The 17,673-nt window shown below is 60.7% G+C and carries 20 protein-coding genes; 8 read left to right on the forward strand and 12 right to left on the reverse strand.

The window, feature by feature from the left end; all coding sequences use genetic code 11:
- Nucleotides 1-88 precede the first annotated feature (88 nt).
- The 3 genes from acpS to rnc all read left to right on the forward strand — a co-directional run bounded on the left by acpS (nucleotide 89) and on the right by rnc (nucleotide 2,087).
- The gene (gene acpS, locus I9188_RS15790) at nucleotides 89-508 is read left to right on the forward strand and encodes a holo-ACP synthase (protein WP_209506227.1); all 420 of its coding nucleotides are present in this window, start codon (nucleotides 89-91) and stop codon (nucleotides 506-508) included.
- A gap of 62 nt (nucleotides 509-570) precedes the next feature.
- Nucleotides 571-1,410 carry a signal peptidase I gene (gene lepB / locus I9188_RS15795; protein WP_209506229.1) on the forward strand — a complete coding sequence of 280 codons (840 nt, stop codon included), beginning with the start codon at nucleotides 571-573 and terminating at the stop codon, nucleotides 1,408-1,410.
- Nucleotides 1,407-2,087, forward strand: coding sequence for a ribonuclease III (gene rnc / locus I9188_RS15800; RefSeq protein ID WP_209506231.1), 681 nt, complete (start codon nucleotides 1,407-1,409; stop codon nucleotides 2,085-2,087). The genes lepB and rnc overlap by 4 nt, the downstream gene beginning before the upstream one ends.
- A gap of 146 nt (nucleotides 2,088-2,233) precedes the next feature.
- On the opposite strand, the gene I9188_RS15805 is transcribed toward rnc, so the two are convergent.
- The gene (locus I9188_RS15805; RefSeq protein ID WP_209599678.1) at nucleotides 2,234-3,616 is read right to left on the reverse strand and encodes a multicopper oxidase family protein; all 1,383 of its coding nucleotides are present in this window, start codon (nucleotides 3,614-3,616) and stop codon (nucleotides 2,234-2,236) included.
- A 160-nt stretch (nucleotides 3,617-3,776) separates the two neighbouring features.
- Here I9188_RS15805 and era point away from each other — a divergent pair, with 160 nt between their 5' ends.
- Both era and I9188_RS15815 read left to right on the forward strand, forming a co-directional pair.
- Entirely contained in the window at nucleotides 3,777-4,685 is a 909-nt protein-coding gene (gene era / locus I9188_RS15810) for a GTPase Era (RefSeq protein ID WP_209506233.1), read from the forward strand.
- Nucleotides 4,682-5,011 (forward strand): DUF1491 family protein, encoded by a 330-nt coding sequence (locus I9188_RS15815; RefSeq protein WP_209506234.1) that lies wholly within the window; start codon nucleotides 4,682-4,684, stop codon nucleotides 5,009-5,011. The genes era and I9188_RS15815 overlap by 4 nt, the downstream gene beginning before the upstream one ends.
- Nucleotides 5,012-5,147: 136 nt before the next feature.
- Here the strand turns inward: I9188_RS15815 and I9188_RS15820 are convergent, their stop codons facing one another.
- The 10 genes from I9188_RS15820 to I9188_RS15865 form a co-directional block, all read right to left on the reverse strand.
- On the reverse strand, nucleotides 5,148-6,257 hold the full coding sequence (locus tag I9188_RS15820) for an FAD-dependent oxidoreductase (protein WP_209506235.1): 1,110 nt from the start codon (nucleotides 6,255-6,257) through the stop codon (nucleotides 5,148-5,150).
- A complete protein-coding gene (locus tag I9188_RS20415) occupies nucleotides 6,224-6,532 on the reverse strand; it encodes an FAD-dependent oxidoreductase (RefSeq protein WP_209506236.1) in 309 nt (102 codons plus the stop codon). The genes I9188_RS15820 and I9188_RS20415 overlap by 34 nt, the downstream gene beginning before the upstream one ends.
- Complete coding sequence (locus tag I9188_RS15830) at nucleotides 6,525-8,030, reverse strand: aldehyde dehydrogenase family protein (protein WP_209506237.1); 1,506 nt, start codon at nucleotides 8,028-8,030, stop codon at nucleotides 6,525-6,527. Before I9188_RS15830 ends, I9188_RS20415 begins: the two co-directional genes overlap by 8 nt.
- Nucleotides 8,027-8,371, reverse strand: a complete 345-nt coding sequence (locus I9188_RS15835) for a cupin domain-containing protein (RefSeq protein WP_209506238.1) — start codon at nucleotides 8,369-8,371, stop codon at nucleotides 8,027-8,029. Before I9188_RS15835 ends, I9188_RS15830 begins: the two co-directional genes overlap by 4 nt.
- A gap of 14 nt (nucleotides 8,372-8,385) precedes the next feature.
- Nucleotides 8,386-8,748: a cupin domain-containing protein gene (locus I9188_RS15840; protein ID WP_209506240.1), complete on the reverse strand. Its 363-nt coding sequence runs from the start codon at nucleotides 8,746-8,748 to the stop codon at nucleotides 8,386-8,388.
- A gap of 4 nt (nucleotides 8,749-8,752) precedes the next feature.
- Nucleotides 8,753-10,030 carry a glycosyltransferase gene (locus I9188_RS15845; RefSeq protein ID WP_209506242.1) on the reverse strand — a complete coding sequence of 426 codons (1,278 nt, stop codon included), beginning with the start codon at nucleotides 10,028-10,030 and terminating at the stop codon, nucleotides 8,753-8,755.
- Between the two features lie 55 nt (nucleotides 10,031-10,085).
- Nucleotides 10,086-11,138, reverse strand: a complete 1,053-nt coding sequence (locus I9188_RS15850; RefSeq protein ID WP_209506244.1) for an ABC transporter ATP-binding protein — start codon at nucleotides 11,136-11,138, stop codon at nucleotides 10,086-10,088.
- Nucleotides 11,135-11,926: an ABC transporter permease gene (locus I9188_RS15855; RefSeq protein WP_209506246.1), complete on the reverse strand. Its 792-nt coding sequence runs from the start codon at nucleotides 11,924-11,926 to the stop codon at nucleotides 11,135-11,137. Before I9188_RS15855 ends, I9188_RS15850 begins: the two co-directional genes overlap by 4 nt.
- Nucleotides 11,926-12,780, reverse strand: coding sequence for an ABC transporter permease (locus I9188_RS15860; RefSeq protein ID WP_209506248.1), 855 nt, complete (start codon nucleotides 12,778-12,780; stop codon nucleotides 11,926-11,928). Before I9188_RS15860 ends, I9188_RS15855 begins: the two co-directional genes overlap by 1 nt.
- A gap of 113 nt (nucleotides 12,781-12,893) precedes the next feature.
- Nucleotides 12,894-13,943, reverse strand: coding sequence for a spermidine/putrescine ABC transporter substrate-binding protein (locus I9188_RS15865; protein WP_209506250.1), 1,050 nt, complete (start codon nucleotides 13,941-13,943; stop codon nucleotides 12,894-12,896).
- 192 nt (nucleotides 13,944-14,135) lie between these two features.
- Here I9188_RS15865 and I9188_RS15870 point away from each other — a divergent pair, with 192 nt between their 5' ends.
- From I9188_RS15870 to I9188_RS15880, 3 genes are all read left to right on the forward strand, one after another.
- Complete coding sequence (locus tag I9188_RS15870) at nucleotides 14,136-15,068, forward strand: GntR family transcriptional regulator (protein ID WP_209506252.1); 933 nt, start codon at nucleotides 14,136-14,138, stop codon at nucleotides 15,066-15,068.
- On the forward strand, nucleotides 15,065-16,378 hold the full coding sequence (locus I9188_RS15875; RefSeq protein ID WP_209506254.1) for a glycosyltransferase: 1,314 nt from the start codon (nucleotides 15,065-15,067) through the stop codon (nucleotides 16,376-16,378). Before I9188_RS15870 ends, I9188_RS15875 begins: the two co-directional genes overlap by 4 nt.
- A gap of 96 nt (nucleotides 16,379-16,474) precedes the next feature.
- A complete protein-coding gene (locus I9188_RS15880) occupies nucleotides 16,475-16,786 on the forward strand; it encodes a hypothetical protein (protein WP_209506256.1) in 312 nt (103 codons plus the stop codon).
- Here I9188_RS15880 and I9188_RS15885 read toward each other — a convergent pair.
- Nucleotides 16,779-17,237, reverse strand: coding sequence for a hypothetical protein (locus I9188_RS15885; protein WP_209506258.1), 459 nt, complete (start codon nucleotides 17,235-17,237; stop codon nucleotides 16,779-16,781). The genes I9188_RS15880 and I9188_RS15885 overlap by 8 nt on opposite strands.
- Nucleotides 17,238-17,673 lie beyond the last annotated feature (436 nt).

Below are 17,673 nucleotides of genomic sequence, written 5' to 3' on the forward strand. Positions count from 1 at the left end.
TAAAGTATATCACGGAATGCGGCAACCAACCGCTTGCGTGTGGTCATCAATTGCCGTTGATTGGCCCGACCATAGAAATGAGAGCCACATGATCCTCGGCATCGGCACAGATCTTGCAAATATCGACCGCATTCAGGGTACGCTCGACCGGTTCGGCGACCGGTTCCGCAATCGTGTCTTCACCGACACCGAACAGCGCAAGGCCGAACGCCGTGCTGATACCGCAGGCACTTATGCCAAACGCTGGGCCGCGAAAGAGGCCTGCTCCAAGGCACTCGGCACCGGCCTGCGCATGGGCATTTCGTGGAAGGACATGGCCGTCACCAACCTGCGCACCGGGCAGCCGGTGATGCATGTCACTGGCTGGGCCGCCGAACGCCTGAACGAACTGACCCCCGCAGGGCACGAGGCGATCATCCACGTCACGCTGACCGATGACCACCCCTGGGCACAGGCCTTTGTCGTGATCGAGGCGCGTCCCCTGCAAGATCACGTCACACAGCCTTGACTTGACCCCATCCCCCCCGCATGTAGCAGCGAAGCCAAGCACAGAGAACTGGAGAGAGCAGTATGGCCGACGAAGCCAAGACCGGAAGCGGCGTCTGGGAAACGATCAAGACCATCGTCTATGCCCTGCTGATCGCGGGCGTGTTCCGGACCCTCTTCTTTCAACCGTTCTGGATTCCCTCCGGTTCGATGAAACAGACGCTGCTGATCGGCGATTTCCTCTTCGTCAACAAGATGGCCTACGGCTATTCCTACGCCTCATGCCCCAGCCTGATCATCCCCAGTGTCGGCCTGAATATCGACGCCGAAGATCTCTGCGGCTGGATGCAGGATGATGACGGCAGCCGCATCTGGGGCGGCGACCCCGTGCGCGGCGATGTCATCGTCTTCCGCCACCCGGTCAGCGGGCGCGATTATATCAAACGCCTGATCGGCCTGCCGGGCGACCGCATTCAGGTTCGCGAGGGGCAGATCATCCTCAACGGCACACCGGTTCCGCAACAGCCTGACGGCATATTCACCGAAATCGCCGAACCGCAGGGCCCGCAACGCCTGCGCCCCCGCTGCGAAAACGGCCCCGTTGGCGTTGGCGGCGCCTGTGAAAAGTCGCGCCTGATTGAAACCCTGCCCAACGGCGTCACCTATGACGTGCTGAATATCGGCAATCAGGGGTCGGACAATACCGGCATCTATACCGTGCCCGAAGGCCACTATTTCTTCATGGGCGACAACCGCGACAACTCGGCTGACAGCCGCCTGCCACAATCCGCTGGCGGGGTTGGCTATGTGCCCTACGAAAACCTGATCGGCCGTGCCGACCGGATCATGTTCTCGTCCGCCGGGCGGTCGATGCTGTTCTTCTGGACCTGGCGCGGGGATCGCTTCTTTAAGGCGGTCAATTGAAGCTCTCAGCCGAGATAAAGGCGTTTCAGCAGCGTTTGGGGTTTGAATTTGCCAACCCCGAGTTGCTGGTGCGTGCGCTGACCCACGGCTCGGTGTCTTCGTCCACCCGCCCCGACAATCAGCGGCTGGAGTTTCTGGGAGACCGCGTTCTGGGCCTTGTCATGGCCACTGCGCTGCTTGAAGCCGACAAAAAGGCGTCCGAGGGTCAGTTGGCCCCACGGTTCAACGCGCTGGTCCGGAAAGAGGCCTGTGCAGATGTCGCCCGCCAGATCGATCTGGGCGCGGTGCTGAAACTGGGCCGATCCGAGATGCTCTCGGGGGGGCGCCGCAAACAGGCGCTGCTGGGCGACGCGATGGAGGCGGTGATTGCCGCCATCTACCGCGACGCCGGGTTCGAAGCCGCCCGCGATGTCATCCTCGCCCTCTGGGGCGACCGCATCCACAAGGTCGAGGCCGACGCCCGCGACGCCAAAACTGCGCTTCAGGAATGGGCACAGGCGCGCGGCCAGAAACCACCCAGCTATGTCGAGGTCAAACGCAGCGGCCCCGACCACGCCCCCGTCTTCACAATCGCCGCCCGCCTTCAGGACGGAACCGAGGCACAGGCCACCGCAGGCTCCAAGCGCCAGGCCGAACAGGCGGCGGCCAAGGCACTCCTGTCGTCCCTGCCGCAGTGACCTGCTGCGCGCGACCGGATCCTCTTTCATCTGGCCAAAAATATCCCGGGGGTGAGCCCGGATGAAATCCGGGCGAGGGGGCAGGCCCCCTGGCCGGTCGGATAGGCGGGGCCGATCCAATCCTCATTCATTGAAGAAACGATCCGTCAAACCACCCGGATGAACCCGGTCAGCCCGGTTTTCTGATGTTCGATCACATGGCAATGAAAGGCCCAGTCGCCGGGATTGTCCGCCACCAGTGCGATATCGGCAATCTCATCCTTCAACAGCAGCATGGTGTCCGTCATCAGCGGAGGCAGGGTGTGCAGGTTGGATCGCAGCGGCACGAAGGCCAGCCCGTGCAGGTGGATCGGATGCAGGTTGGGCGACTCGTTGCGCAATCGCAGGACATAGCTTTTGCCCTGTTCCAGAACCGCCAGCGGCCCGGTGCCCTGCGCCGCATCGCCCGGCCAGGGTTTGCGGTTGATCGACCAGAAACTATACCCCAGCGTGCCGCAGAACCCGTCATTCGGGGCACCGCCCTCCGGGGTCCAGCCAAAGACGAACTCATGCAGCTCCGCGCCGTTTGGATCAGGGCGCGCAACGGGGTTTGCACGCAACGGGCGCAGCTCTCGCAGATCGCGCGCCGCTGATGCGCCATTAGCCCGCAAGCGCGCCATGGCGCGGTGCGGCTGGCCGGGAAACTTGGCCATCAGGTCCGCCGACTGCCCTTCGTTCTCGGGCATCCGGACGGCAAAATCCACCCGTTGACCGGGGCCCAGCAGCAGCGGTTCATCCGCCGTTGGCACCGGCAGGTCGATCTCGACCGGATGCCCGTCCCAGGCGATGATCCGGGTCTCGGCCCCCTCGGGATGCAGCTTGTAGATGCGGGTCGTGTCCGTGTTGACCACCCGCAGCCGTACCAGACTGCCCGCCGTGTGCTCATAGACCGCCGCGCCCTGCCAGTTGGCGGTCTGCACCGTGCCAAACGTGCCCGCTCGCGCCGCACCCCGCGCCGTATAGGCAGGCAGGAACGCGTCACCCTCGTCCAGACGGAAATCCCGCAGATTGATCACCTGTTCGCTGTCGAACCCCGGCTCTTCCGGCTCGGCAATCACCATCACGCCGGTCAGCCCGCGCGCCATCTGCTCCATCGTCATGCAATGGGGGTGATACCAGTAGGTCCCCGCATCCGGTGGCGTGAATTCATAGGTAAAACTTTCGCCCTCGCCGATGGGCATCTGGGTCAGGTAGGGCACCCCGTCCATCTCGTTTCGGATGCGCAGCCCGTGCCAGTGCATCGAGGTATAGTCCGGCAAGGTGTTGCGCACGCTCAGCCGCATAGGCTCGCCCTGCCGCCCATACAGAACCGGCGGCGGCGCATCGGGCGACAGGCTGACCATCCCTGTGGTCAGCCCTTCTCGCAGCCGGTAACTGGCAGGTTGCAGCACCAGCTCCTGTGCTGCATCACCTGCCGCCAACGACCATCCGCCCAACCCGAACGCACCGGCGGCAGCACCGCTTCCAAGAAGAAACTCGCGACGTTTCATGAAAACCTCATTGAAAGGATTTGCTGCCGGGCTGGAACTGGCTGGGCATCTATGCCTGTCCTGCCACCGCAAACGCAGGGCCGCAATGCGACAAATCCCTCTGGCCCGCCGGACCTTTCTGCTATAGGGGGGCGCAGTTGCAGACAGGATTGCCAGACACATGACCACACGCGCCGGATTTATCGCCCTGATCGGAGAGCCCAACGCAGGCAAATCCACCCTCCTGAACCGCATGGTCGGGGCCAAGGTCTCGATCGTGACCCATAAGGTGCAGACCACCCGCGCCCGTATCCGGGGCGTCGCGATGGAAGGCGATGCGCAACTGGTCTTTGTCGACACGCCCGGCCTGTTCAAACCGCGCCGCCGTCTGGACCGTGCCATGGTCGCTGCCGCCTGGGGCGGGGCCGCCGATGCCGATATCGTCGTGCTGATGGTCGAGGCGCATCGCGGCATCACCGAAGGGGTCGAACGCATCCTCGAAGGGCTGGCCGAGATCGGGCAGGGCCGCACCATCGCGCTGGCCATCAACAAGATCGACAAGGTACCGTCCGAGAAACTGCTGGCGCTGACCAGCGACCTGAACGCGCGCTACCCATTTGCCGAGACCTTCATGATCTCGGCCGAAAAAGGCCACGGCGTCGACGACCTGCGCAAATGGCTGGCGGGCGAATTGCCCGAAGGCCCGTGGTTGTATCCCGAAGATCAGATCGCCGATCTGCCCCTACGCATGATCGCGGCGGAAATGACGCGCGAGAAGCTGACCCTGCGCCTGCATCAGGAACTGCCCTACCAACTGACGGTCGAGACCGAGACCTGGGAAGAACGCAAGGACGGCTCGGCCAGAATCGATCAGGTCATCTATGTCATGCGCGACGGTCACAAGGGCATCGTGCTGGGCAAAAAGGGTGAGACGATCAAGGCCGTCAGTCAGGCCGCGCGGGCGGAACTGGAAGAGTTCCTCGACCGCAAGATCCACCTGTTCTTGCAAGTGAAAGTCCGGCCCAACTGGCTTGAGGAGTCCGAGCGCTATTCGGAAATGGGTCTGGATTTCAAAGACGGCAACGCATGACCCGCCTGACCGCCGATTTCTGGGTTCACGCCTATCTGGCGCGGCTCCGGTTTCAGGAAATCCCCGCCTTTGTTGTGGCCCATGGCGATGACACCGCGGGCGCGGTTTTGGTCAAGCTCAACACGCTCGACGGGCAGGCCACCGCCTTTCAGCGCAGCTTTGATCTGTTGAGCGGCGAGCGGAAATGGGTCGAACTTTCCTCTGGTCCCGAGGGCGACGTGGATCACGCCATCCAGCGCCAGCGCAGCTTTGACCCCGACCTCTGGGTGATTGAGGTCGAAGACCGGCAAGGGAGGCACCTGCTGGGCGAAGAGGGGCTGGAGTAGCGGGCCCGATGCATGTCCGCTTTGAGCCCATTCTTCCAGATGCCGCATCACACGCGAACGGGCAATAAGCGCGCTAAAGCGGGTGTTCCATCCGAGCCGGGCACCTTCCTTCCCTTCATTCCAATCCCGTCTGGTTTCAAGACCCAAATCCTATACCAAATCGGTCCAACGACCGGAGAAGCAGTGACCGCTCGCCGGTTTGATCCTCTCGGGATAGATCATTTTGCGCCCAGCTGATCACGATACTGCGAATCGGCTCTGGCGGGAAAGGAACGGGGCGCGTTCGCAGCATCCGGAGCCTGGTTCGCTCAGTCTCTACTCCTTGCAGAAGGTCCAGCATGGTAAGTGCCGCGAAGCGCGAGGCCGAGACGCCTTGTCCGGTAAAGCCGAGAGCATAGGCCAGACGTCCCTGCAACGCGGTACCGGCAAAGAAGGTCAGGCGCGCCGAGGTGTCGATGATGCCACCCCAGGCATGGCTGAATTCAGTTCCCTTCAGCGCAGGGAAGGCCGCGAAAAAGTTGGCGCGCAGCCGGTCGAAGGTTTCGGGCCGGTTGAACAGCGCCACATCGCGCCGGCTGCCGTAGTGATAGACCGCGTCATAACCGCCCCAAAGGATCCGATTATCCGCGGTCTTGCGGGAATAATGGAACTGGTTGCCGCTGTCGGCCACACCGTGTCGCTCCTGCCAACCGATGGCCGCAAGCTGCGCTTCTGTCAAAGGCTCGGTCATCAAGGCATAGTCGAATATCGGGATGATTGTCGGGCGCAGGCGCCGGAGAAGCGGCGGGGCGGCATTGGTCGCAAGGATCACCTGCTTGGCCCGTATCGCCCCGCTGGCGGTGGTCAGGCGTATCGCGTCGGGTCGGGATGACAGCCCAGTCACGGTGCTCTGTTCATGTAGTGTGACGTCGCGTTCCCGGCAGGTGCGGGCCAGTTCATCGACAAGTTTGCCTGGATGGAGCAGCGCGTAATCCGGCTCAAACAGGCCAGCGGCGTATTTCGGGCTGTTGAGGCGGGCCTTCAGGGCGGCACCTTCCAGCCAATCGGTCGCGATGCCGGCTTTGGCGTAACCCGCCTGCATGGCGCGCAGGCTTTTCATTTGCCAGGGCGTCGCGGCAAGATTGAGCTTGCCCGCGCGTTCAAACTCGCAGTCAAGACCCAGCTCGTCGATATCACGCGCCATCTGGTCAAGGTTTTCGCGCCCGATCCGGATCAGAGTATCGGCCTCCTGCGGCCAGCGCGCCATGCATTGGACACACCGTGCGAGATGCTGGGGGCACAAAAGCCGCCATTTCGCCCGCTGGCGGCATTGCCGAGACAGTCGGCCTCAAGCAGGACGATGTTTGCGTTTGGGTGTCGTGCGCGCGCCTTGATCGCAGACCAGAGCCCGGTAAAGCCACCGCCGACGATTGCGAGATCGCAAGTGATTTCTGCTTCAAGCGCGGGGCATTTAGCCGGGGTCCGATCCAGCCAGTAGGGCACGGATCGCGGTGCTACCCTGCGCGTATTTTCGTCAGACATGTTTGCGGCCACCGGCGTCGAGGAACCAGTCATCTGGATAAGGGTACCACCAGTCATGGCGCACTGGCTTGTGGTCGAGGATGACCATTTTCGTCCGCCGGAACGTATCGAGCCCCATCCGGCCCAGTTCGCGCCCAATCCCCGAATTCTTCCAGCCGCCGAAAGGCAGCGCATCGTTGTCGATCATCGGGTTGTTGATCCAGACCATGCCCGCCTCAAGCCGCTCGGACGCCTCATGCGCCTCGGCCAGATCGGTGGTGAAGATCGAGGCGCCCAAACCGAAATCGCTGTCATTGGCCATGGCGATGGCGGTGTCGAAATCGGGTACGCGGAGGATGGCGGCGACAGGGCCGAAGATCTCTTCGCTCAGCAGGTCCATCTGGGGTGTGCAGCCAGTCAGGATGGTGGGTTCATAGAACCAGCCCCGGTTCAGCCCCTCGGGCCTGCGCCCGCCGCAGGCGACCGTCGCGCCCTTGGCCACGGCATCCGCCACCAGACGCTCGACCTTGTCGCGGGCGGCCTCGCTGACCAGCGGGCCAATCTCGGACTTTTCCAGGCCATTGCCGATCCTGAGCCGCCGGGTCTCGGCCACGAAAGCCTCGACAAAGGCATCATGAACGGCGTCCACGACGTAAAGCCGCTCGGTCGAGGTGCAGACCTGGCCCGTCAGGTGGAAGGCGCCAGTCACGGCCCCGGCGGCGGCCACGTCAATCGGTGCGTGGGCGGTGATCACCATCGGATCGGACCCGCCCGCCTCGATCACCGCCGGTTTCAGGCGGCGCGCAGCGGCTTCGGCCACGGCCTGGCCCGCGCGGACCGAACCGGTGAAGGCCACCGCATGGGTCTGGCGGCTGTCAACCAGCGCCTGGCCGGTTTCGGCCCCGCCCGGCACGCAGGCGACGAGGTCCGCGGGCATGTCATCAAAGACCTTCATGAATTCGAGGGTCGAGAGCGTGGTCGCCTCGGCAGGTTTCACGATGCAGCCATTGCCCGCCGCCAGAGAGGCCGCGACGGTCCAGCACATCAAGAGGATCGGGAAGTTGAATGGCATGATATGGGCCGACACGCCCAGCGGTTCGTAGCGGGCATATTGCAGCGATCCGGTCTGGGTGGTGCCCGCCAGCTTGCCCGCCTCATCCCGCGCCATCTCGGCGTAGTAGCGGAAGATCGGCGCGCAATTGGCGACCTCGCCGATGGCTTCGGGGTAGGGTTTGCCCATCTCGCGGCTCATCAGCGTGGCGCAGCGGGTCATGTCGGTGGCCTCGATCCGGGCGGCCAGACGGTGCAGATGCGCGGCGCGGGCTTTGGCGTCGGTTCCCGCCCAAAGTTTCTGCGCCGCGTTCACCCGGGCCAGAACGCCGTCAAGCTCCGCCGACGTCACGTCACCGCGCCGCGCGACCACCTCAAGCGTCGCCGGGTCGATCACGTCATGCGCGGCACCCACGCTTGAGTGATAACGCGGGGCCAGGTAGTAGCAGGGCGAGAGGATATCACTCATCGGATCATGTACACTTTCTTGACAGTCTCATGGACGGTGCAGACCCCTTTCCAGTCCTGCGGGAAAAAGGCCGCCGTGTCGGGCGTGACCTCGATCACGTCGCCGCTTTCGTGCACATAGGTGCAGCGACCTTCGAGGAAGTGGCAGAACTCATCCCGGGTCACGTGACATTCCCATTTGCCGGGCGTACAAATCCAAAGCCCGCATTCGCTTTGGCCGTCGGGACCCTTGTAAAGCAGCTTGCCCGAAGTGCGGCTTTCGCCGTCGATCATGGTCGGGATCACGCCCCAATCCACGGTGTCGGTGATCTGCAACGGGTTACGCATGACCGGTGCTTTCATGGCTTTTGTCCTTCTCAAACCAGCATGTAGATATTGCGCAGAGTTTCGGTGATTTCCGCCGTGCCCTCCCACCCGGCGGGAAAGAGCACGCAGGTGCCCGCGCGGGCCTCGATCACTTCGTCCGAGCCGTCGCGGCGATAGATCACGTGGCCCGCGACGAAATGGCAGAACTCGTCGCGCGGCACCGAGATCTTCCACGTGCCTGGCGTGCAGACCCAGATGCCGCATTCGGGCGAGTTGCCCGGACCCTTGTGCAGAAGCCGCCCGGTTGAATACGACTGGCCCCTGACCATGTCGGGCTGCGGGCCCCAATCGACCAGATCATTATACATGGTCGCGTCGTGGATATGCGGCGCCGAGGCGTTTAGGTCCGTCACAGGATCACTCCACCAGACCGACCAGCAGCTTTGCGGCCTTTTCCTGCCCGTTCTGCGATTGCATATGCGCCGAGGTCGATTTGAGTCGCGCGGCCATGTCCTTATCGTTCAGGCAGGCTTCGATTTTGGCGGTCAGGTCTGCATCGGTCCAGTCGTAGCGGTCCGAGCGGAAGCCATGGCCGGTTTCCTGAACACGCATGGCATTGTCATGGCCGTCCCAGACATAGGACATGATGATCGCAGGCTTGCCGAAATAGAGGCATTCGGTGAACGAGTTGTTGCCGCCGTGATGGATGACCACATCGACCTGCGGAATGACCGAGGGTTGCGGATACCAGCTCTGGATCACCACGTTGTCGGGGATGTCGCTGTATTCGCCTTCGTAATCGCCGACATTTACCAGCGCACGGTAGCGGCTGTTGCCCACCAGCGTGATCAGGCGCTTCAGCAGGTCGGTATCGCCCGCGCCGAGGGACCCGAAGGAGATATAGAGCAGCGGTCCGTCATTGTTTTCCTTGAAAGTGGGCACTTCATAAGGTTCATCCTGCCTCACGCAGCCCTCGAGATACTGGAACCGCGCCGGGTCGAGCGGCTTTGCGCGTTTGTATTTCGCCTGTTCGGGATAGAGCAGCAGGTTCAGATGCGGCGAGGCCTCGAAGAACTCGCCCAGGGGATAGGCATCCTCGTTACAGTCGGCCAGGAAGGCGTTGAAATCGTCGTGGATGGGCTTGATCACCTCGTTGAACCGCGCCCGGAAGGCGGCATGGCCCGCTGTGTCGTTTTCGGACATGCCCGAAAGGTGCGGCGGGATCGCGTCATCCTCGATCTCGTTTTCCGAACACGAGATGATCCGCACCCAGGGCACGCCGAACTGCTTGATCGCTGGGAAGAGGATCACGTTGTCGACCGAGATCACATCCGGTTTGATCTTGTCCAGAATGCCGGGCAGGTCCTTTTGCGCCCATTTGGCGCTGTCGACGATCGCCTCCCAGCATTCCTTGACGTAATTGTCGATCTGGTCGATCGGCGCCTTGCGGAAATTGGGGATATGGCCGTTGATGAAATCTTCCCAGAATTTCGCCATCTGCTCGGGCGGCATCGGTTCGGAGAGAGCCACCGGATGGGCCTCGAACCCGTAACCCTCGTAGACCTCGACAAAGCCCGGGTCCGACAGGAATACCGCCTTGTGGCCCATGCGTTCCACCGCCTGCGCAATCCCGACCGAATTCAGCGCAGGGCCAAACGCGGCCTCTGGGAAAAATGCGAAAGTCTTCTGGGTCATCTTTGTCTCCTCTGTTGTCGCTGCCGCATTGCGCGGCGATGTTTGGCTCAAGCAGTCAGACCGCGAAAATCCTCGTGTCTTTGGCCGCCCAGCTAACGGTTACCTCTTCGCCGATGGCGAGTCGCCGGGTTTCGGCCTCACCCGCTGTCAGCCGCACCATCACCGGGTCGGGTGCGGCAGGGCTCATGAGATGGAGTTGCAGATCAAGCCCGTGATAGGCGAGCGCGCTGACCTTGCCGGTCAGGCGGTTTTCGCCTTGCGCATCGCCCAGATGCAGGCGCTCGGGGCGCACGGCGGCGACTCCGCGTTGGCCTGTGTCCAGCGCGTCCGCGGCGGTGATCACGTCGCCTGAAGCCGTCAGCAATTTCCCGTCACGCTGCTCGACCGGCAGGAAATTCATCACCCCGATGAAATCGGCAGCAAAGCGGCTTTCAGGGTGTTCATAGATCTCGTGCGGGGTGCCGCATTGCAACAGCTTGCCATCCCGCAGGATCGCGATCCGGTCGGCCATCACCAGCGCCTCTTCCTGGTCATGGGTGACGATGATGAAGGTAATGCCGAACTCGTCCTGGATGCGTTTCAATTCCAATTGCATCTCGCCGCGCAGCTTCTTGTCGAGTGCCCCCAGGGGTTCGTCGAGCAGCAAGAGACGCGGGCGTTTGACCAGCGCGCGCGCGAGCGCCACCCGCTGCCGCTGCCCGCCGGAAAGCTGATCGGGTTTGCGTTTCGCCAGGTCGCCTAGCTGGATCACCTCAAGGATCTCGTCCACGCGGGTTTTGATCTCGGCGCGCGGCAGCCTCTCCATCTCCAGCCCGTAGGCGATGTTCTGCGCGACGCTCATATGCGGGAAAAGCGCGTAGGACTGGAACATCAGGTTCACGGGCCGCTTGTTCGGCGGCACGCCCGAGATCTCCTGGCCGTCCAGCAGGATCTCTCCGCCCGTCGGGGCCTCGAAACCGGCGAGCATCCTGAGAAGCGTGGTCTTGCCGCTGCCCGACGCACCCAGGAGGGCAAAGAATTCGTTCTCGCGGATGTCCAGATCAATGCCATCGACGGCCCGGACCGCGCCGAAATGTTTCTGGATGTTGCGGAGCGAAAGCAGGGTCATTGTCCGGGCAGCCCCCCGCGGTTGAGCCGTTGCGAGAGGGCCAGCGCGATGACTGACACCGCCATCACGATGGTCGCCAGCGCGTTGATCTCGGGCGTCACTCCGAACCGGATCATCGCAAAGATCTGCATCGGCAAGGTGATGGAATCGCGCCCCGCGCCGGCGGTGAAAAAGGCGATGATGAATTCATCGACCGACAGCGTGAAAGCCAGAAGCGCGCCCGCGATGATTGCGGGCAGCATCACCGGCAGCACGATGCGCCAGAGCGTCACCGGGGTTGACGCGCCCAGATCGGCCGAGGCTTCGACCACCGACCAGTCGAAGGTTTTCAGACGTGCGCGCACCACCGAGCAGACGAAGGCCAGGTTGAAGACCACATGGCTCAGGATCACCGTATGCAGGCCCAGGGTCACGTCGAGCAGCGAGAAGAAACTCAGCAGCGCAATCGCCAGCACGATGTCGGGGATGATCATCGGGGCGAAGATGATGGTTTCGATGAACCGGCCCTTGCGGCGGCGGATCTCGACCCCGATGGCCAGCAATGTGCCGAGGATCGTGGCCAGCACGGTAGAGACCAGCGCGACGATCAGCGTGTTGAACGCGGCCCCCATCACGTCGCTGTTGCGCGCCAGCTCGCCATACCATTTGGTGGAAAACCCCGTCCAGGCGGTGGGCAGCCCACCCTCGTTGAACGACAACCCCACCAGCACCGATATGGGGATGTAGAGAAACGCGAATACTGCAGACAGGATCATCAGCATGAGGCGGGGATTGGCCTGAGTGCGCATCACGTTGCCTCCGGCCGTGTGCCCGAGGCGCGCTCGGTCGCGAAGGTCTGGAGCGTCAGCAGCCCCATCATGATCGCAATGAGGAACATCGAGAGCGCCGCGCCGAAGGGCCAGTCATTGGCGGTCAGGAACTGCGCATAGACGAGGTTGCCGATCATCTGGAACTGCCCGCCGCCGAGCAGGGCAGGCGTCACGAAATTGCCGATCGACAGCACGAAAACAAAGACGAAGCCTGTTGCCACACCCGGAAAGGTCATTGGCAGCGTCACCCGGCGAAAGGTCGTCCAGCCCGACCCGCCCAGATCACGCGAGGCTTCGGCTATCTCGGGGTTGAGGCGCGACAGGGGCGCGTAGCAGGCCAGGATCACGAAGGGCAGGTAATTATAGACGAGGCCCACCACCACGGCACTTTCGGTGTAGAGCAGTTTTGGCAATTCACCGTCATAACCCAGCCAATGCGCCATCGAAGCGATTAGGCCTTCGCGGTTCAGAAGCACGATCCAGGCATAGGTGCGCACCAGGTAGTTCGACCAGAAGGGCAGGACCGCGAAAAAGAGCAGCACCGGCTGGCGCCGGGCAGGCGCGGCGGCAATCGCATAGGCGCTAGCATAGCCGACGATGACGGCGATCAGCGCCGACAGGCCCGCGATGCCTGCGGATTTCAAAAAGACGCCCGCATAAAGCGGATCAAAGACCAATGCGATGTTTTCCAGCGTGAATGTGTATTCGATACCGCCATAGATACCGCGCCGAAAGAAGGCCAGCGCCAGGATCAAGAGGCACGGCACCACCATGAACGCGGTCAGCCAGGCCAGCGCCGGCGACATTAGGTAAAGGGGCTTTCGGTCGGTCATCTGGTGGTCCGGGTCCTGCCGCGCGGGCGGCAAATGCTGGCCTTCAGGGATCAGGGCGGGGGCCCGGCCCGGTCATCGTGACGTGCCGGGTCGGGCGTGCCGCTTGGGCCGGATCAGTTCGCCGCCTTGATCTCGGACACGGTGCGGGAATAGTCGCGCTGCGCCTCACCCACATCCCGGAGTTGCTCGTACCCCAAAAGCTCATCCGGACCGATGCCCATATTCGGGAATTGCGCGATGAAATCCTCGGAAAGCCCAGACATCGCGGTCTCGTTCGGCACCTTGTAGAGGATGTTCTCGGCCGCCCAGCCGTGGTTCGCGGGGTCGAGGATGAAGTTCACGAACTCATAGGCCGCATCCTTGTTCTCGGAACTTTTCAGGATCACCATCGTGTCGACCCAGAGGTCCGAGCCCTCTTCGGGGATCACGTATTTGATGTCGGCATTCTCGGCGATGCCATAGTTGCACCAGCCGTCCCAGGCATGAACCAGCTCGGCCTCGCCCGACACCAGCTTGGCGTAGAAGGTGGTGTCGTCATAGGCCAGCAGCGTACCCTTGGCGTCGATCAAGAGGTCGCGCACTTCGGCCAGCTTGTCGGGGTCGGTTTCATTGACCGAATAACCCTTGGCCAGCTGCCCCGCCGCCAAAAGCCAGCGATCGGTGGCCAGCATCGTGGTCTTGCCGCTTAAATCCTCGCTGGGGGTCAGAAGGTCCATCCAGCTATCGGGCGTGTCGCTTACAAGGTCCGAGCGGTAACACAGCCCGGTCGTGCCCCAGGCATAGGGAACCGAAAAGGCATTACCCGGGTCGTGTTCAAGCTCGGTCGCCTGCGCGTAGAGGTTCGAGATATTGGGGATCTTGGCGTGATCCAGATCCTCCGCCAGACCCAGATTGTGCAGCACCTCGGCAAAAGGCGAGGATACAAAGACCACGTCATAGCCCTTACCTTTCGACGCGATGAGCTTGCCCATGATCTCTTCGTTGGTGCCGTGCAGAACCAGCTCGGCCGCGTGTCCGCTGGTCGCGTTGAAGCTGTCAATCGCATCGGGCGCCATGTACCCGTCCCAGTTGGACACCACCAGTTCCCCGGCCATGAGCGCGCTTGCGCAACAGGCCAGCCCGGCGCCCAGCATCGTTCTACGGATCGCGTTTTTTCGGTTCATTCCAATCCTCCATCTGTTGCCACCGGTCGCCTTTTTGAGATGCGGGCCACTCGGGGTCATGTCGCAGGCGGATATTGCGAACCGCCATGTATTACAGTATTATTACTATGAAAAGTACGTCAAACTGTATTCGCTGTTCGTAATTGCGGCCCACGGGTCGCGACAATCAGGATCGGGAGAAATGCGCAGAAAATGGCCGGAGCCCGCCGAACATCCAGACCCAACCACTACGCGCTTGCACAGCAGGTTCTCAGCATTGCCCTGGAGCGCGGCTTAAAGTCCGGCGAGCACTTGGCGGAAAAGACCTTTGCCGAAGCCTGCGGCGTGTCGCGAACACCTATCAGGTCGGCTTTCAAAATACTGGAAGAAAATGATATTTTAAGATGGCGGCAGGAAGAGGGATATTTCCTGAACATCGGGTCCGCCAGCCAGGCCGCCAAGGCCCTGCAGCGTATGGAAGTCGCCGAGGATTCACTGGCGCACCGGATCCTGTCGGACCGGGCCGAACGGCGCATCGGTGACGTGCAGTCTGTCAGTGCGCTGGTGCGGCGCTATGCGGTATCACGCAATTCAGTACTAAATGCGTTAAAAGTACTATCAAAGGATGGCATTGTTACCCAATTGCCCGGCCGCGCCTGGGCTTTTCAGCCCATGGTCGATTCGCCCAATGCCATCGACGAAAGCTTCGATTTCCGTCTCATGGCCGAGCCGCAGGCCGTGCTCGCACCGGGTTTCAACATCGACAGCAACCGCGCGGGACTGTTGCGCAACCAGATGGAAAATCTCCTCGGCAGTAACGAAGACCGCATCACCGCCGCCGTGTTCCAGCGGATCGATTTCGAATTTCACAGCCTGATCGCAGAGGGGTCGGGCAACCGTTTTCTGAGGGGCACGCTGCTGGCCCATCACCGGCTGCGCAACGCGACCCATAAGGGTGGCGTGATCCCCAGGTTCCGTCTGAGACAGGCGATGATCGAGCACCTGGAAATCCTCGATAGCCTCGAACGCAACCAGCTTGATCTTGCAGCCGATCAGATGACTGTGCATTTGCGCCGCTCCCGCATCCGCCGGCCCGAAGCCGCCAATCGCGGTATCCCGCCATTGCTGAAAGGGGTCCGCACGTGACCAAACCACCGACGATCGCCTTCTTTCCCGAGGCCAGCTTCGGCGCAGCTCTCAACTGCGTCGGGATCGCGCAAAAGCTCAAGGAAAACGGTGCCAACCCGGTTTTCATCTGTCATGCAGGGTTCACCGGGATATTTGCGGAATATGGCTTCAGGGAGTATCACCTGCCGCAGAACGCTAATAATAATGTCGGTGCGATTGAGGACTACTGGCAGGAGTTCATCAATACCCACCTACCGCATTTCAACCTGAACCCGCTTGATCAACTTCCTGCCTACGTCACCCCAACCTGGGAGGCCATTGTCGACACCGCGATCACCGCCGAGGAGAAGCTTGCCGCGATCCTCGAGCGGATCGACCCCGATGCGATCGTACTCGACAATGTTGTCATGTTCCCCGCTATCGCCAAGGCACGCTGTCCCTGGATCCGCATCGTGTCCTGTGCAGAGACTGAAATCCCTGATCCGAACGTGCCGCCTTACCTTTCCGGCCTGTCACCTGGGGATGATGCGGCTTGCAAGACATTTAAAAGAGCTTATTTGCAACATACTCGGCCGGTGCACCGTCGTTACAACGAATTCCGCAAGGCGCATGGGCTGCCCACCTTGCCGGCGGGGATATTCCTGGAAACTTCGCCCACCCTCAATCTGCTGCTCTCGCCCAGGTCAGTGCGGTTTGACCGGAAACTTCCCCTACCCGAAGATAAGTTTGTGTTTTTAGAAGGTTGTGTACGCCTTGAAAGCGCGTACGAACTGCCCCGGTTCCCTGCAAGCGACGGACCGCTGGTATACATGAGTTTCGGGTCGCTGGGGGCAATCGACACGGATTTGATCAAGCGCATGATCGACGTTTTCGCCACGATCCCTGCGCGTTTTCTGGTCAATGTCGGGGGCTTTCTGGAAGCCTACCGTGACATTCCGGACAACGTTCATTTGGGCGACTGGTTCCCGCAGCCTTCTGTTGTTGAACAGGCGGCGCTATTTATTCATCACGGTGGCAACAACAGTTTTTGCGAAGCACTGTTTTACGGAGTTCCGTCCCTGATACTCCCCTATTGCTGGGACGGACATGACAACGCACAACGTGCCGAGGCAACGGGCCTCGGGCATCGGATTGATCGCAAGGACTGGTCGAACGAATTTCTCCGACACAAAATCTCAGTGTTGCTTAGCGATGTAGATATGCGCCATCGACTGGTCGAGGTATCCAGGCAGATGAACGAGAATTCAGGAACTGATAAAGCCGCGCACAAGATCTTGGATGCGGTGCAGCGCGAAGAAAACCTCTGGGCTTCTACCGCCAACCAATAAATCTGTGTTCGCCCTCAATTTTTTCACGGTAAGACTGTGCAACATTCTTTATCGAACCGGAAAAAGTGCATCGGCGGAACAACCGCAGGCGAAGGAATGGAGCTCAAACTCCCGACACAATCGGGGCGCGCCGTCACGCAGGCAATTATCGGTCATGCCATCGTTCGGGAAATTAATGATGTCTGGCAATCTCAAACTTATGATTGCGCTGAACTAAGTCCAAGACCGGCAGCAAGCTGCCATTGGAGAAAGCGCGGCGAACTCACCCTTTGTCCCGCCACGCAGTCATTCAACAAAATCGGGCGGATGACCGGATCGAGCCCGAAGAAGTCATTCGTTCGGCAATTAAAAGCAGCTTCGCGCCGATCATCAGTTTTAAAACCACGACAAAAAAATTGGATCATTTGATTTCAAAGTTATTTGTGGAGGACAAACTCAATTTCGCCCTCGAATATGCTGATTTCCAGCCTAGAGATGTCATGTAACAAGGTGCGCAAAGTTTACACCCACCGCCATTACACGCGTTGTTAAAATAAGATAAGTTCCTCATCATTGTCTGTCCGCCAACCTTAATTTCGGCTGTCGACAGTGCAAGTTTAAGATCTGACTGCGGTACAGACCCATCGTTCATATATAGGCCACAGACTGCGGCTTTACCTTCAACGTTTATTGTTGCGTATACGATGAGTGTTTCGCTTTGCTTGTCTGCAACCCATTTCACAGTAGTCTTTCTGAATTGCTTTTCGTTTCCTTTAACAGCAAAGCAACCTTCCAGAAACTCGCCTCCTGCCAGCAGCGCAGAAACTGAACTGGCAAGGAGCGTCAGTACAAGCATAAATTTTATTAGAATGTTCGGCATGGCGCTATTTCCCACCTCTATGAAGATCGAGCCGACGTGCAATCAATCGCTCGATTGAAAGCTTTTGCCAGATCATTCCCACTGTTCGGGAATGTAACGAGCTTTCTTCCGGTGTTGCTGTGAATTGAAATTGGCTGGCCTGACGCGATGAGTGACCTGAGCTTTCCGCTCGGAATCGGTGTTCCTCCGCCAATGTAGTGGCTCGCAGCGGAGATCATCGGACCATGGTACACAGCCTGACCTATGCGGATTTCTTTTGAGGCAGATCTGATGGTTAATGCCTTCATGGCGTATCGATAATTCCATCCATCCGCAGCAACAAAGATTGACCATGCCTCATCGTTTGTGGCTTGAAATTCTAGGGTCAGGACTCATAGCCAGTAGATGACGAGTGCTGCGAGGGCGATGGCTGACAGGAAGACCTTCGGGCACCTGT

Origin of the sequence: Ruegeria sp. HKCCSA071 (assembly GCF_017872555.1) — a bacterium.
In the GTDB taxonomy this organism is placed as follows: domain Bacteria; phylum Pseudomonadota; class Alphaproteobacteria; order Rhodobacterales; family Rhodobacteraceae; genus Ruegeria.